Below are 14,515 nucleotides of genomic sequence, written 5' to 3'. Positions count from 1 at the left end.
GCCGCAGAGCTGGTAACATTGGTGAGAATAATATTGGAGCCGTTCACCATGTAGAGTACCGTGGCCGACCCCTCCTGCGCCCATCGCCGGGAAAAATCCGCCGGTATCTCTATGGCCACATAGGCCTCCTTTTCCAGCACGGCCTGCCGCATTTCCTCCTGACTTGCGGCATAGGAAGTGATGCGGAAGCTGTCGCTGTCCGCAAAGGCCTGCACGATTTCCCGGCTTTTGGCGGTCTGGGCGGCATCATAAATCACCGCAGGCACATACTGCACGATATTGGGCATGTACAGCATGCCGAACACAACGAGATAAGCCATGGCGGCGCCAAAGAGAAAGACCAGCCTGCGCATATCTCCCCTTGTCTGCCGCCACTCCCGGCGCAACAGATAACAAAGCTCATTTGCCTGCTCACCCATGAACGGCCTCACCTCCCTGCAGCTTCCGCTGGCGCAGTGCCATGACAAGGACAGCTATGGCAAAGCAGCCGCTGCCAAACAGCAGCATCCTCAGCACATTGTCCCACAGCTCCGGCGCATACCCCATCAGCATAATGTCCCGCAGGCAGTCACCTGCATAGCTGATAGGCAGCAGCAGGGAAAAAATGCCCACCGCGCCCTCCATTTCAAAGGAAGGCCAGGACAGACCGCTGTACAGAAGCCCCGGCATGATGTAGAGCATAGGGCTCTGCAGGGCCATAGGACGATTCGGGGCGCAGGCGGAAAATATGGAGATTGCCCCCATGACGAAAAATATATACGCTCCCCCCAGAAGGCAGGCATCAGCCACATTTCCCGCCATAGGAATGGCGAAGCCGTAAACCGCCAGAAGCAGGGAAAGGAGATAACCAAGCATGGCGAAGCAGCCATAGGGAACCGCCCTGCCCAGCGTCAGGAGAAGCCCCCTCGCAGAGCGGCGCCTTCCCCTGGCCAGCTCATCATAAAGGTACGTTCCCAGAGTAATCATAATGCCAATCTGCAAGCCGTTCAGCATCAGGCCCGTCAGCATAAACTGCGAATAGCCATTGACGGGATTGCCCAATATGCGCACTCCCAGCCGCAGAGGATATACTGCCGCCATGGCCGCTCCCGGCAAAAGGCCTGCCGCCTCCAGCATTTTCTGGCCTACGGCCACGGAAAAGCTGCGGTTGATTTCCTGTGCCGAGCTCATGGCTCCGTTGGCAAACATGTTATTGGCCGAATTGACCGTCAGCAGGATTTTGCTGCCCTGACCGCTTTTTATATCCCCGGAAAAGCTCTCCGGTATCATCAGGGCCACCCTGGCACGTCCCGTATATATTTCCTCGCGCAGCTTTTCCTCGGAATCCACGTAGGATACCAGATGAAATCTTTCCGAGTCATCATACATCTGAATCAGGGTGCGGCTAAGGCTGCTCTGGGACTGGTCGTATACCACGGTATCAATATTGTTGACCACATTTTCATCGTATACCAGCCCGAAAAGCAGGGTAAAAAGCAACGGCAGGCCTGCCAGAATCATGGCCCGTGAAATACGCCCCCGCAATAGGAGCCGCGTTTCACGCAGGATTATCCTCCACAGGCTCATAGGCTTCCCCCCAGCAGCTTGAAGCGCATGCCCGGACGCAGTGCACTGTCATTGACCTGAATCTTTACGTTGAAGCTGATGATATCCGTAGCGTCGCCCCGCTCACTGGTGGCGCGCTGGGTGGCAAACTCTGACTTGCGGCTGATATCCACAATCGTGCCTGTAACCTCCGTCTTTCCGTCACGGGCCTGCAGGCGCACCTCCTGATGGAGGGCAAAATTCCCCAGCTCCGTTTCCGGCACCTTCACATCCACCCAGTTATCATCAGGGTCCTGTACTGCCACCAGCGGCGTGCCGGTGGATATCATGGAGCCCTCCTCCACATATTTGGCGGTAATCACCCCGGCAAAAGGCGCACGGATTTCCGTTTCATCCAGAGAAACCAGCAGCTGCTTCAGAGCGGCCTCGGCCTGCGCCAGCTTACTGGCAGTGACTGCCTCGTTTGCCCTGCTCACATCAGTCTGCAGGGTAGCAGCTGCGGCCTGTGCCGCCGCGGCCTGTGCCTGGCTGTAGGCCGCCTGTGCCACCTGATACTGGGTTCTGTATTTCTCAAAGGCCTGCCGTGATACCGCACCGCTTTCCACCAGGGCGGCATAACGCTCATAATCTGCCCTTGCCATTTCCAAATCAGCACCGGCACGCTCCAGCGCCGCGCTGGCGGAGCTTGTTCCGGCACTGGTAGAGCCCTGCTGAAAAACCGTTGAAATGGCCGCCTGGCCCTGCTGGGCCCTGATGGCTTCAATGTTGGCCACCATCTGCTCCTTCTGGGCGATCAGGTCACGCTTGTCAATGCGGGCGATAACCTGCCCTGCCTCAACCCTGTCACCCTCCTTCACCAGAAGCTCCACTACCCGGCCCGGAATCTTGGAGCTGACATCTATCTCCTTGGCGTCTGCCCTGCCCCATTTGCCGTCCTCAGCTGCCGTATTGCCGCCACAGCCGCCCAGAACCACCAGCAGTACCAGCAGCAGGAAAGCTGCGGAAAAACCTTTCCTCATTACCATCATATTCCCCTCCAATAAGCGATTAAACGCGTTCAAGCATCCCTTTATTCTTATATTATTGCATTAACCTGAAAATTTGTCTAGTCTTATTTTTACAAAAAAAACAGGACTGCCACAGGGATGTCCAAAACATCACCGCAGCAGTCCACAGGTATTTTGAATATTTATTGCAGTCATCCCCACGCACGGCCGATGCCTGAAACATAAAAAAACAAAATACCGCCTGAATATCTCCCTGTCAAAAAAAGAAACCCGCAGCAATTGCCGCAGGCTTCCCGTTACCGTCTGATTGTGCAGGAATACAATCCCCTGCACAACCAGCACATGTCATTTCTCATTAAAACATGTCTTTTTCAATCATATACTCGGCAATCTGCAGGGCATTCAGGGCAGCACCCTTCCTGATCTGATCGCCGCATACCCAGAAGTTCAGGCCGTTGTCGATGGAATAATCCTTGCGGATACGGCCAACCTCCACATCGTCCTTGCCGGAGGTCTCCAGCGGCATAGGATAAACCTGCTCATCAGGATTATCCGTCAGGGTAACGCCAGGGAAGGCGGCCAGAACCTCACGCGCCTTCTCCACGGAAATCTCATCCTCGAACTCGACGTTGACAGACTCTGCATGGCTTCTGTAAACAGGCACGCGGACGGTAGTAGCAGTAATGCGCAGGGAATCATCACCCATAATCTTCTTGGTTTCATCAATCATCTTCATCTCTTCCTTGGTGTAGAGATTTTCCTTGAAGACGTCAATCTGCGGAATCAGGTTGAAGGCAATCTGATAGTGCTTGGCCAGGGATGCGCCCGGCAGGATGTTGGCAACAACCTCCCTGCCCTCGTTGATGGCCTTTACCTGCTCTTCCAGCTCGGCCATAGCTTCCTTGCCGCCGCCGGAAACCGCCTGATAGGTGGAAACCACGATGCGCTTAATCTTGGACACATCATACAGAGGCTTCAAAGCCATAACCATGATGATGGTGGAGCAGTTCGGGTTGGCAATAATGCCCTTGTGCCCGGCAATAGCCTCCGGATTTACCTCCGGCACTACCAGCGGCACCTCCGGATCCATGCGGAAGGCACTGGAATTATCAATAACAACAGCACCGGCCTTTACAGCGGCAGGAGCAAAGGTCTTGCTGGCGGCACCGCCGGCAAAGAGAGCGATATCAACGCCCTCGAAGGAAGCATCAGTAGCCTCCTCAACGGTGTACTCCTTGCCCATGAACTGAATCTTCTTACCTGCGGAGCGCTTGGAAGCCAGCAGCTTCAGCTCTGCAAAAGGAAAATTGCGCTCCTCAATCAGATTCAAAAATTCCTGACCTACCGCACCGGTAGCGCCCAGAATAGCAACATTGTACTTCTTCATATTCTTAACATCCTTTCAATGGTTAATAGCATCAGCTCAGCCCTGCGGCCGGCACACAAATAAATCATTCCATAACCTTGTCAAGGCCGATTACCAGTCCGCTAAGGCCGCGTACCTTCCTGCAGGCAAGGCACACACCCGGCATGAAGGATTCACGGTTCAGGGAATCATGACGGATGGTCAGGGTCTGTCCCAGTCCGCCGAAGATAACCTCCTGATGGGCTACGTAGCCAGGCAGGCGCACACTGTGAATGTGCATGCCGTCCACGTTGGCGCCACGGGCACCGGCAACCTTCTCGGTTTCCTCCGGATTGCCCTGCTGATGGGCAGCGCGCACCTCGGAAATCATGGCCGCAGTCTGCAGGGCCGTACCGGACGGAGCATCCAGCTTCTTGTCGTGATGCAGCTCAATAATCTCCACCTCCGGCATATATCTGGCAGCCTGCTTCGCCATCAGCATCATCAGCACGGCACCGATGGCAAAGTTCGGGGCAATAAACACAGGCGTATTGTTTTCCTTTGCCAAAGCCTCCAGCTCCGCCTTTGCCTCGTCGGAGAGGCCGGTGGTACCGATTACAGGGGATACACCCTTTTTCACAGCCAGAACTGCATTGCCATATACGACATCCGGACGGGTAAAGTCAACCATTACCTCCGGTTTGGTTTCATCAATGGCTTTTGCCAGGTCATCAGCAACAATCACGCCGCTTTTGCCCATGCCGACCATCTCACCGGCATCTGCACCGGCCACAATATCCACTGCACCTACCAGCTGCAGCTCGGAATCCTCCATGACAGCCTTGACAACTGCCTGTCCCATCCTGCCGCAGGCACCGCTAACCAGAACTTTAATCAAAGTCAACGCCTCCAAACAACATTTTTAGTCAAAATTCAGATACTCTAATATAATAAAGGAAAAAACCTCTCTATGCAAGCCTTTTTGTAAAAAAATCCACCAGAAAATTACAAAAGTATTTACCTGGGCAACGTGCAAAGTTGATTTCCACCGCTGGTTTCCGCCAATAAAAATCCCCCGCCGAACAGGTCAGGATATACAGATATCCCGCCTGCCCGGCAGGGGCTTCCCGCCAATGGCTGTTAAAATTTTCTATGGAGCTGCCACATCAGAATAAAATTCCCTGCGGAAGGCCACAGCCTGACGGCAGTTCAAAAATGCTTATACAGCAGCCTGCTTCTTGAAGCTTCCATCAGCTATGCTGAAGCTGCCGTTGCTGAACTCCACATTTTCAATGTGATCGCCGGAAGCGTACCAGTCGGACAAAACCAGAGTATGCTCGGTGCTCATGCCGGTCTGCTGATAGGAGATAACCAGGTCGTTATTATTCTGGCTGATGGAATACTCCTGAGCGTTGAACGCATTGGTAAACTGGATTACATCCTCCGAGGTGCCGCCTGCGATAATATCGTTGCCAAAGCTGTTGCCGAATACAAAAGTATCAGCTCCGTCACCGCCAAACATCAGGTCATCACCCTTGCCGGAATAGAGCTTGTCGTCTCCGGCAGAGCCAACCATGATTGTTCCCTTGTACTTATCCAGATCAGAAGCGGCATGCACCTCGCCTGCACCGGCCTGAACATTGTACATAACATCATCTACATACAGGCTGCCATTGGTAAACTGCATGTCTATGGCACCGCTATTCTGCGCCATGGTGGTGAAGGCATCCTTGAAGGTGACAGAAGCAGGGGCATCGCCCAGATTATCCGTCATGACGATATCATTGCCATTGACGGACCAGCGCATATCCTGAAAACGGATTTCATCGGCAAAATTCATGAGAATGCTGCTTCCCTCTGCCATTTCTCCCTCAAAAATCACGTTGTCGTTGCCAAAATTGCTGTAATTGCGCTCCCATTTTATCTGGCCCTGTCCCTGAACGCCCTCGCGTATAATGAAGGTGTCATTCCCCTCATTGCCGCAGAGGATGTCGTTGCCGGCAGACCATACCAGGGTATCATCCCCGGCGCCGCCAAACAGCAAATCACTGCCTGCACCGCCGTCAAGGTAATCGTTGCCTGCACCGCCATAGAGAATATCATTGCCTTCCATGCCAAGGAGAATATCGTCACCCTCGCCGCCGGCCAGATAATCATCACCTGCACCGCCAAAAAGGATGTCGTCGCCGAGGCCGCCATCCAGAATATTGCCGCCATCGCCGCCGACTACGATATCATTGCCGTTTCCTGCATAAACCTGGGTTGGCTTGTCGCCGGTTTCGATGTAATCATCACCGGCTGTACCAAACATAGTTACCTCCGGCAGGCTCAGCTCCGAGCCTTCCCACACCTGCCTCGGGTCAAGATACTGGCGGTACAGGGCACTTCCCGCACCTACCACACTCGGGTCCTTAAAGCCTACTGCCGTACCTGACCACAGGGCAATTGACTGATCCGGCTCATGCCTGTCAAATCTGGTTGCCCAGATATTGCCAAGCCCCAGTTCATCCGTCAGCTCAGGCGTCACGATGTGCATGGCATTGGCATCATCCAGAACCGCAAACTCCAGATCCTGCAAATCCTCTCTGGCCGTCAGCAGATACGGCACGATGATGGAAACGCCTACATGCCCGTCCTTCTCCGGGTCTGCATCATAATTCACGGCGCCTACAGGGTCCCCCTCTGTAATCATATTGGTAACAAAGCTGAAATCCTGTGCCTTGAAGGACTCTACTATTGCCTTTGCCTCCGATGCCTGCTCCACCAGGCTACCGCTTCCAAGGCTCACAATATTGCCATCAGGCGTATGAATTTCCTTGCCGGCCAGAAGCTGCTCCTGAGCGTACAGCTTCAGCTGGGCCAGCATGCCAGGACCGGCCTCTGCCAGCGTCGGCAGTGCCACACCGGTATCAATGTAATACATGCCGGCCATCATCTGGGCCAGTCCGCCGCCAAGGGAATGCCCTGCCACAGAAATGCTGTAGCCCTGGCTGACATACGCGTTCATGGCATCCGCCACAATAGTCTTGAACTCCTCATAGCCTTCGCGCATCTGCGGCGGAATAACTCCCAGACCAATCTCCAGATCGGCCAGCCCGTCCTTGCTGAGCCACAGCATGCTCAAATCGCTATTAGGCTGGGTGCCCTCAAGGGTAATCACCACCTGCTTGTCAGCGCTGTTGACGTAGGTACAGCTGTTGAAGCCGTGGCTGGTTTCAACCTCCTTGTACTGCTGCCACTTGTCCTGCATTTCCTGATTGGAATTCAGCCTGCCCTTGTAGATGAGCCAGGACATGTCACCTATCGAGGCCCCTGTATTAAACTTGCTCTCAATGACAGCTCCCTCCGCCTGGCTGACCGCATTTTCCTGCCGCTCCATCTGTACAGGCGTTACATCACCTGCCAGCACATTAAATGTCCGCAGCAGATTGTCACCGGTAATGCTGGCAATCCCCTTGATAAAGTTGACGGCATCCGTTACAGGGTGCGGCCCGTTATGTCCCCAGATGGCCACCTTTGCATCCTCGGCCACTTCCTCCAGTGTTCCCTGCGGATCGCTCAGCAGCCTTCCACCCACGGCAGCCACGGTATTCGCGGCCTGCTCCAGGGCAGACTGCAGTTTGGCAGCCTTCAGGCTTTCCTGCGCCTGAGCTGTAGCGGCATCTGTATCCGTACCGGAGTCACGCTCCAGCAGGCCTTCCAGATCATCCAGCAGATTTCCAATTAACGACATAAAAAAATCCCCCTCTAAAAATAAATTTATAATGTAACAGCCCTTACCTGCTGCTGCATCCAAAGTGAATGATATATCCCCTGTCTTGCCAAAAGCTCCTCATGCTTCCCCTCTTCTGCCAGCTCACCCCCGGCTATGACATATATCTTATCGCACTGCATTACAGTTGGCAGTCTGTGGGCTATCATGATGACCGTGCGGCCTTTGGCAAATAAATGCAGATTCTGCATGATGCTTCGCTCTGACTTGTAATCAAGGGCACTGGTAGCCTCATCCAAAATCAGGATGCGCGGCCTGGTTATCAGGGCCCTGGCGATAGCCACCCGCTGCCTCTGCCCGCCGGACAGGCTGCTGCCGCGCTCTCCCACGTTGGTTTCAAGCCCCTTGGGCATTTCCTGAATAAAATCCCATGCCCCGCTCAGCCTTGCCGCCTCCACAATTTCCTCCATCCCGGCCTCCGGCCTGGCTATGGCAATATTTTCAGCTATCGTGCCATTAAAGAGAAAGCTGTCCTGCAGAACCACGCCAATCTGCTGGCGGAGCCAGGAAGGCTCCATCTGCGCCATATCGACGCCGTCTACAAGTATCCTGCCAGCCTCCGGTGCGTACATCATCTGCAGCAATCTCGTAATAGTGCTTTTTCCGGAACCGGACGGGCCTACGATGCCTATGCAGCTGCCCGCCCTTATGTCCATCGAAAGGTGCCCCAGCACCAGCCGCCCTTCCGTGCCATAGCGGAAGGACACATTTTCCAGGCACAAATGCCCCTGCAGCTTCGGCAGTACAGTACGGTTCGGGTTAAACGAAGCCTCCGCCCGGCTGCCCATAATGTCCCCCAGCTTTTCCAGTGAAACCTTCGCCTGCTGAAATCCCTGCCAGGTGCTGAAAAGGCGCATAATCGGGGAAACCACCATGCCTGCCAGCATCTGAAAGGCAACCAGCTGGCCGACGCTGAGCCTGTTCTCCATGACCAGATATGCCCCATACCAGAGAATAGCCAGCGTAAACAGCTGCTGATACAATCCCCCCAGACTGCCTGCAACGTTGACCAGATTGGCAATGGCGGCATTTGACCGCACGTATTTTGCCAGCAGAGTTCCCCAGCGCTTCTCCAGAACGCCTTCTGCCGCCGCATGCTTAACGGCCTCAATCCCTGTAATGCTCTCTATTATGTAAGCCTGATTGGCCGCATTGGCCTCAAAATTCTCATTCAGGCGCTTTCTGTATATAGGCACCACAATCAGGTTAAGCACGGTATAGACAGGCACCGCCAGCAGTACAATCAGGCTCAGCTCAGCACTGTAGTGAAACATCACCGCCATGTAGATAACGGTGAACACCACATCCAGCACCACCGTCATGGCTGTTCCGGTAATAAACTGACGTATCTGTTCCACTTCCCTCAGCCTTGCAACGATTTCACCGGATGACCACCTGCCGAAAAAAGCTGCCGGCAGATATATCAGATGATGAAACAAGCCCGAGCTCAGCCTCGCATCCGCCCTGCTGGCCACGCTGGTAAAAATATAGCTGCGGAAGCCCTCAAGGAGCAGCCGGAACAGCATGACCAGCCCCATGCCGCCCACCATGATATCCAGTGTCGATACACTGTTGTGAACCAATACGTCGTCGATTATCACCTGCGTAAAAAACGGGCTCACCAGACCAAGCAGCTGAAGCAAAAGGGATAAAAACAGCACCTTGGCAAATTGGGGCACGTATCCGCGCAGTATCCTGACAATCCATCCGGCACCTTCCCCCTGCGCTTCGGCCAGCTCCGGCCTGTCAGCAAAGAGAACACAGCTGCCGCCCCATAGCTGCCGCAGCTGCTCTATTTCCACCCTTTCAGCCTGCCTGACGGCAGGATTGTACACCTGCGCCACGCCTTCGTGACAGCCCAGCACTGCCACATACCTCATGTCCTGCAGAACAGCGATAAATGGCATGGGCAAGAATTCCAGCTTATCCGCCGATACCTGCATTTCCCTGGCCAGCAGGCCAATTCCCTTCGCGGCCTGCAAAAGCTCCAGCATATTCATGCCGCCGGCATGGGCTGCGTATGTCCTCCTTATCTGCTGCTCCTGCACCGCCTTTCCGTGCAGTCTGGCAACAGCCAGCAGGCATCTTAGCAGGGAATCTGCATTATTGCTATTATTACTATTGCTATTATTCACATCAGGCTTCTCTTCATGCAGCATTTCCGTCCCTCCTATCGTTCACGCAGTGCTTCACTGCGATATTGACGGAATGGATCCAGGAAAAACTCGATAATCCTCTTCTGCCTGATTTTTATCTCCGCGCTGGCAGTCATGCCGGAGGCAATGTCAGCCGTGCGGTCACGAAGCTGGAACTGTGGTTCCTCCAGCTCTATTACCACCCTGTAACGGCGTCCCTTATCCTTGTCCTCCATGGCATCGGGGCTGATGCTCTCCACACTGCCGTGGAGCGTGCCATATTTTTGGAAGCTGAACGCCTCTATCTTCACCTCGGCAGGCTGGCCCACCTGCACAAAGCCTATATCGCGGTTCTGCACCCAGGCCTCAACCTCCAGCTTTGCAGACTCCGGCACCACCTCCATCAAGGCCTGGGCCGGCGTCACCACGCCGCCAACCGTATGCACTCCCAGATGGGCAATCCTGCCATCTATAGGCGCACACAGCATGGACAGGCGCTTCTTTTCCTCAGCCTTTTTCAATTCCTCCTGACAGGATGCCAGCTGCCTCCTGCTTTCCACCAGCATAGCCGTGATTTCCTTGTCATGCTCTGCCCGAAGCTCTTCCAGCTGCTGCCGTGCCTGCCTTGCCGACCACGCCGCCTTCTCAATCTTATGTGCCTGTCCCCGTAAATCCTCTTCCAGCTCCACGGCCTTTGCCTGATATTCCAAGACCGTAAAGGTCGAAATTGCATTTTCATCGGCCAGCTTCATTACCCTGTCATTTTTTTCCCTGGCGATCACATACAGCCTCGACAGCTTTTCATAGCCGGAACGCTCCGCATCCAGAGCCGCCTCCTGCTGCCTGAGATTGTATGTCGCCTCTGCCAGCCTCGACCGGTAATGAGCCATCCTGCTGCTGTACAGATTTTGCTGAAAAAGCCTGTCCTGCCCCTCAAGAAAGCTATCCTCAGCCAGCTCAAAGCCGCTTCCGGACTGCTCTGCCAGCAAACGCTTTATATCTGCCTCATAATATGCTGCCCTGTGCCGCAGGTTGTCCAAATCAGCCTGCGTCATGGTCGTGTCCAGCTCCACCAGCAAATCGCCCTTGTGGACATACTGCCCCTCAACAACCAGAATATTCCTGATGACGCCCTTGTCCTCTGCCTGTACCACCTTCGCCTCGCCGCTGGGAATGACCTTTCCTTCAGCGACTGCAACCTCATCCACATGGCCGAAGCAGAGCCACAAAACAGCAGCAATCAGAAGGGCAATCAGCACCCAGAGCAGCTTTCTGGCCGCCGGTGCCGGAGGCTTTGCCATCATTTCCAGCACGGGCGGGAAAAATTCCCTTTCCTGCGCCGTCAATTCACCTTTTTTGCCAGCCCTTGCATTGGCAGTCCACCTGTCCAGATACAGGCGCAGCCTTTCCCACATATCTACCCCTCCTGCTGTTTAAGCATGTTATAATATAGCCCCTGCTTTGCCATGAGCTGTTGATGATTGCCGAACTCCACCATACGGCCCTTTTCCATTACCAGTATGCAGTCGCAATCCCTGACCGATGACAGCCTGTGGGCTACCATCAGCAGCGTGCGCCCTCTGGCGATGCGCTTCAGGTTGTCCATGACAATGCGCTCTGACTGATAATCCAGGGCACTGGTGGCCTCATCAAAAATAATTATTTCCGGATCAGCTAAAAGCGCCCTGGCGATAGCCACCCGCTGGCGCTGCCCGCCGGACAGCCTGCTGCCCTGTTCCCCTACCTGCGTATCATAGCCGTCAGGAAGCTCCAGAATGAACTCATGGGCGCCTGCCAGCTCAGCGGCTCGCATGACCTGCTCCGTACCTGCCCCCGGCCGGGCAAAGGCAATATTATCCCTTATACTGCCACGGAACAGGACGCTTTCCTGCTGCACAACCCCGATTCTGCTCCTGAGCCAGCGCTTATCAAGCTTTCTGGCGGGAATACCGTCAATCAGCACCTCTCCCGCAAAAGGCAGATACAGCTGCTCCACCAGCTTGGCAATGGTGCTTTTGCCGGAGCCTGACGGCCCCACAATTCCTACCTTCTGCCCGGCCTCAATCCTGAAGCTGACATTGTCGGCGGCGGGAGCGGCCTCCGCATCGTAATAAAAAGAAACATTGCTGAACTCAATCGACCCCTGCAGTTTTTTTCTTCTTTCCCCGGCCATAACCTCACAGCGGGTATTCATAATATCCCCCAGCCTCTGCACGGAAAGCAGGGCCTGCTGTACCTGCTGCCAGATGCCGGACAAGCGATGGAGAGGCTCACTTCCCTGACGCGCCAGCATCTGAAAAGCTATCAGCTGGCCAATCGTCAGCGTCCCGTCCATGACCTGATGGCCGCCTGCCAGCAATATCAAAAGCGTGGAAAAATTCTGTATTCCGGAAGCCGACGTATTGATGAACAGCCCCAGCTTGAAGCTGTTAAAGCCGGAGCTGACGCTGCGCGCCAGCAGATGCTCCCAGCGCCGGATAAAGCACGGCTCCACAGCCATAGCCTTCACAGTCTGAACACCTGTAACTGACTCTACCAAAAATGCGTTGCTGACAGCGCCTGCCTGCCAGTATTCCTCCAGCCTTTTCCTGAAAACAGGCGCGGCGCCGATATTCTGCACCAGATAGAGAGGCAGTGGCAAAAGCGCCAGCAGGGTGAGGCTTACGCTGTAATATGCCATGACAATAAAAAATGTCACCGAAAAAAATGCATCAAGAAATGCTGTCAGTGATACCCTGGTAAAAAAATCCCTGATGCCCGTCAGGGCAGATACCCTCGTCAGCGTGTCCCCTACACGCCTGACTTCAAAGTACCTGAGCGGCAATGACAGCAGATGATGCATGACGTAGCTTCCCAGTGTCACATCCATCTTGTTGACAACTGATACTTCTATGAACTTTCTCGCCATATTCATGCCGCAGGTAAAGCAGGCGGCGAAGGCAAGCCCTGCCCCCAGCACGGTCAAGGTTGCAATCCCCTGCTGGCCTATGACCTTGTCGATGATGACCTGCGTGCAAATCGGCGTTACAATCCCCAGGCATTGCAGAAAAAATGAAGCGGCAAGCACCTCTGCCAGATATCGCCTGTACTTGTTCAAAAAAGGCAGGAACCACAGCACACCGAACTTCTTCCTCGCCCTGTGCAGGGAAAACCGCTCCCGCAGCAGCAGGCATTCCCCCGTCCATACTGCGGTCAGCTCCTCCAGCCCCATATTGCTGCTCCTGCCACTGGCAACATCCAGCGTCATCACCTGATTTTCATTGCTTTTGCCCAGAATCAGGTATCTGCCATCTTTTATCCTGACCATTACAGGCTCCCGGCAGGAAGACAGGTCAGCCACTGACATGGAGCGTATGCTGATGGACATGCCCCACCGCTTGCCCCACGACGGCAGCTCCCGCCAGCTTTCAGGCAGAGCCTCCTTTGCTTTTGCCATTGTGCCCTTTTCCAGCTCTATCTCCTGCAGCTGCATCAGGCAGCAAATCCCCGACCACAGAAGCCCTGCTTCTTCTATCTGCATAATTTACCCTCACATTGTAGTTGAGAAAAGAATTTTTGAGTATGCTCAATCATGAAATTATTCTACATTCAAGCTGAACATCTGTCAATAGGATTAAAATATTTAAATCACGAATAAATTGTCCTGCATGACGATATTCTTTTGTATTGTTTATTCATTCAAGTAAATTTCACTGCAAAATTGCCAAAATATTTGCCAAAATAAAAAAGGAGCAATCGCCCTGCTCCTTTTTTATTACTAACTACAATGCGTTATTCCTCATCACGCATCAAAAAACGTATTCTATACCGCTGACCGCTCCCCGTCCAAAATAGCAAAAAATCCTGCTATATATGGAAATACTGCTGAAACCGGCACCTGCATAGCCTAGTCGTCACCCATATTCTGCTTGCCGTACATATACTCATAATACTGCTTTTTCATTTCCTTACGGGTTTTCACCGGAGGCCACAGCTCCCCCAGGGCATCCTCCCGCATGGCCGCCCCCAGATGAGGATACAGCTGGGGATTTTCCACGCTCATGACCCGTATCAAATCCTTTACCTTCTGGCGCACCGTATGCCCGTCATGAGGGCAGGGCGAAGGCACCGGCTGGAAGCCGTGGTACTGAACCGCCTCCCTGATTTCCTGCTCACGAAAATACACCAGCGGCCGGATAACCGTCAAATCGGTCTTATCCAGATAGGTTTTCGGGGTAAAGGTATGCAGTTGCCCGGAATACAAAAGGCTCATAAAAAAGGTTTCCACCGCATCATCGTGATGATGGGCGTAGGCCACCTTGTTGCAGCCCTGCTCCACCGCATAGCGGTTCACCGCCCCCCGGCGGAAAAAGGCACAGGTATAGCACGGGTCCTTGCCCTGCTGTGCCTCAATGGTTCCTGCAATATCCACCTCGAAGCTGTCAAAGGGAATTTCCAGCTCCGCCATAAACGCCCCGATGCGTTTTGTATCAAAATCCTGGGAAAACATGGGATTGATGGTCAGCGCCATCAGCTCAAAATTCTTTTTCAGCCGCTGGCGCATCATGGCCATGGCGTAGGCAAGGAAAATGCTGTCCTTGCCGCCAGACACGCCAATCAAAATTCTGTCCCCGTCCTCAATTAACTCAAACTCCGTAATCGCCCGCATCAGCTTGCTAAAATAAAGCTGTGGCAACTGAAACTTCATCCTGTGTACACATCCTGTCCTGCA

Annotated in this window: 10 protein-coding genes; all 10 read right to left on the bottom strand. The window is 54.0% G+C overall.

Annotated elements, in window-relative coordinates:
* The coding region (locus tag ACI3UA_RS03585; RefSeq protein ID WP_439723461.1) for an ABC transporter permease at positions 1 to 419 on the bottom strand (419 nt) is incomplete at its 3' end.
* Positions 412 to 1,566 (bottom strand): ABC transporter permease, encoded by a 1,155-nt coding sequence (locus tag ACI3UA_RS03580; protein WP_439723460.1) that lies wholly within the window; start codon positions 1,564 to 1,566, stop codon positions 412 to 414. The genes ACI3UA_RS03580 and ACI3UA_RS03585, both read right to left, overlap by 8 nt.
* Positions 1,563 to 2,570 carry an HlyD family secretion protein gene (locus ACI3UA_RS03575; protein ID WP_439723459.1) on the bottom strand — a complete coding sequence of 336 codons (1,008 nt, stop codon included), beginning with the start codon at positions 2,568 to 2,570 and terminating at the stop codon, positions 1,563 to 1,565. The genes ACI3UA_RS03580 and ACI3UA_RS03575 overlap by 4 nt, the downstream gene beginning before the upstream one ends.
* A gap of 337 nt (positions 2,571 to 2,907) precedes the next feature.
* The gene (locus ACI3UA_RS03570) at positions 2,908 to 3,939 is read right to left on the bottom strand and encodes an aspartate-semialdehyde dehydrogenase (RefSeq protein WP_439723458.1); all 1,032 of its coding nucleotides are present in this window, start codon (positions 3,937 to 3,939) and stop codon (positions 2,908 to 2,910) included.
* 64 nt (positions 3,940 to 4,003) lie between these two features.
* Positions 4,004 to 4,795 (bottom strand): 4-hydroxy-tetrahydrodipicolinate reductase, encoded by a 792-nt coding sequence (dapB, locus tag ACI3UA_RS03565; protein ID WP_439723457.1) that lies wholly within the window; start codon positions 4,793 to 4,795, stop codon positions 4,004 to 4,006.
* 321 nt (positions 4,796 to 5,116) lie between these two features.
* A complete protein-coding gene (locus ACI3UA_RS03560) occupies positions 5,117 to 7,630 on the bottom strand; it encodes a lipase family protein (RefSeq protein WP_439723456.1) in 2,514 nt (837 codons plus the stop codon).
* Positions 7,631 to 7,656: 26 nt separating this feature from the next.
* A complete protein-coding gene (locus ACI3UA_RS03555) occupies positions 7,657 to 9,828 on the bottom strand; it encodes a peptidase domain-containing ABC transporter (RefSeq protein WP_439723455.1) in 2,172 nt (723 codons plus the stop codon).
* An 11-nt stretch (positions 9,829 to 9,839) separates the two neighbouring features.
* The gene (locus tag ACI3UA_RS03550; RefSeq protein ID WP_439723454.1) at positions 9,840 to 11,219 is read right to left on the bottom strand and encodes an HlyD family type I secretion periplasmic adaptor subunit; all 1,380 of its coding nucleotides are present in this window, start codon (positions 11,217 to 11,219) and stop codon (positions 9,840 to 9,842) included.
* A 2-nt stretch (positions 11,220 to 11,221) separates the two neighbouring features.
* Positions 11,222 to 13,324, bottom strand: coding sequence for a peptidase domain-containing ABC transporter (locus ACI3UA_RS03545; protein WP_439723453.1), 2,103 nt, complete (start codon positions 13,322 to 13,324; stop codon positions 11,222 to 11,224).
* 366 nt (positions 13,325 to 13,690) lie between these two features.
* Positions 13,691 to 14,491: a tRNA 2-thiocytidine biosynthesis TtcA family protein gene (locus tag ACI3UA_RS03540; protein ID WP_439723452.1), complete on the bottom strand. Its 801-nt coding sequence runs from the start codon at positions 14,489 to 14,491 to the stop codon at positions 13,691 to 13,693.
* Positions 14,492 to 14,515 lie beyond the last annotated feature (24 nt).

This window comes from Anaerovibrio sp. (assembly GCF_051866355.1).
GTDB lineage: Bacteria > Bacillota > Negativicutes > Selenomonadales > Selenomonadaceae > Anaerovibrio.
This window is presented reverse-complemented; position numbering and strand designations above follow the sequence as displayed.

Bases quoted from the DNA above. Each gene is read 5' to 3' on its own strand.
- ACI3UA_RS03580 (WP_439723460.1), bottom strand. From the start codon at position 1,566: ATGAGCCTGTGGAGGATAATCCTGCGTGAAACGCGGCTCCTATTGCGG.
- ACI3UA_RS03575 (WP_439723459.1), bottom strand. From the start codon at position 2,570: ATGGTAATGAGGAAAGGTTTTTCCGCAGCTTTCCTGCTGCTGGTACTG.
- ACI3UA_RS03570 (WP_439723458.1), bottom strand. From the start codon at position 3,939: ATGAAGAAGTACAATGTTGCTATTCTGGGCGCTACCGGTGCGGTAGGT.
- ACI3UA_RS03560 (WP_439723456.1), bottom strand. From the start codon at position 7,630: ATGTCGTTAATTGGAAATCTGCTGGATGATCTGGAAGGCCTGCTGGAG.
- ACI3UA_RS03555 (WP_439723455.1), bottom strand. From the start codon at position 9,828: ATGCTGCATGAAGAGAAGCCTGATGTGAATAATAGCAATAGTAATAAT.
- ACI3UA_RS03550 (WP_439723454.1), bottom strand. From the start codon at position 11,219: ATGTGGGAAAGGCTGCGCCTGTATCTGGACAGGTGGACTGCCAATGCA.
- ACI3UA_RS03545 (WP_439723453.1), bottom strand. From the start codon at position 13,324: ATGCAGATAGAAGAAGCAGGGCTTCTGTGGTCGGGGATTTGCTGCCTG.
- ACI3UA_RS03540 (WP_439723452.1), bottom strand. From the start codon at position 14,491: ATGAAGTTTCAGTTGCCACAGCTTTATTTTAGCAAGCTGATGCGGGCG.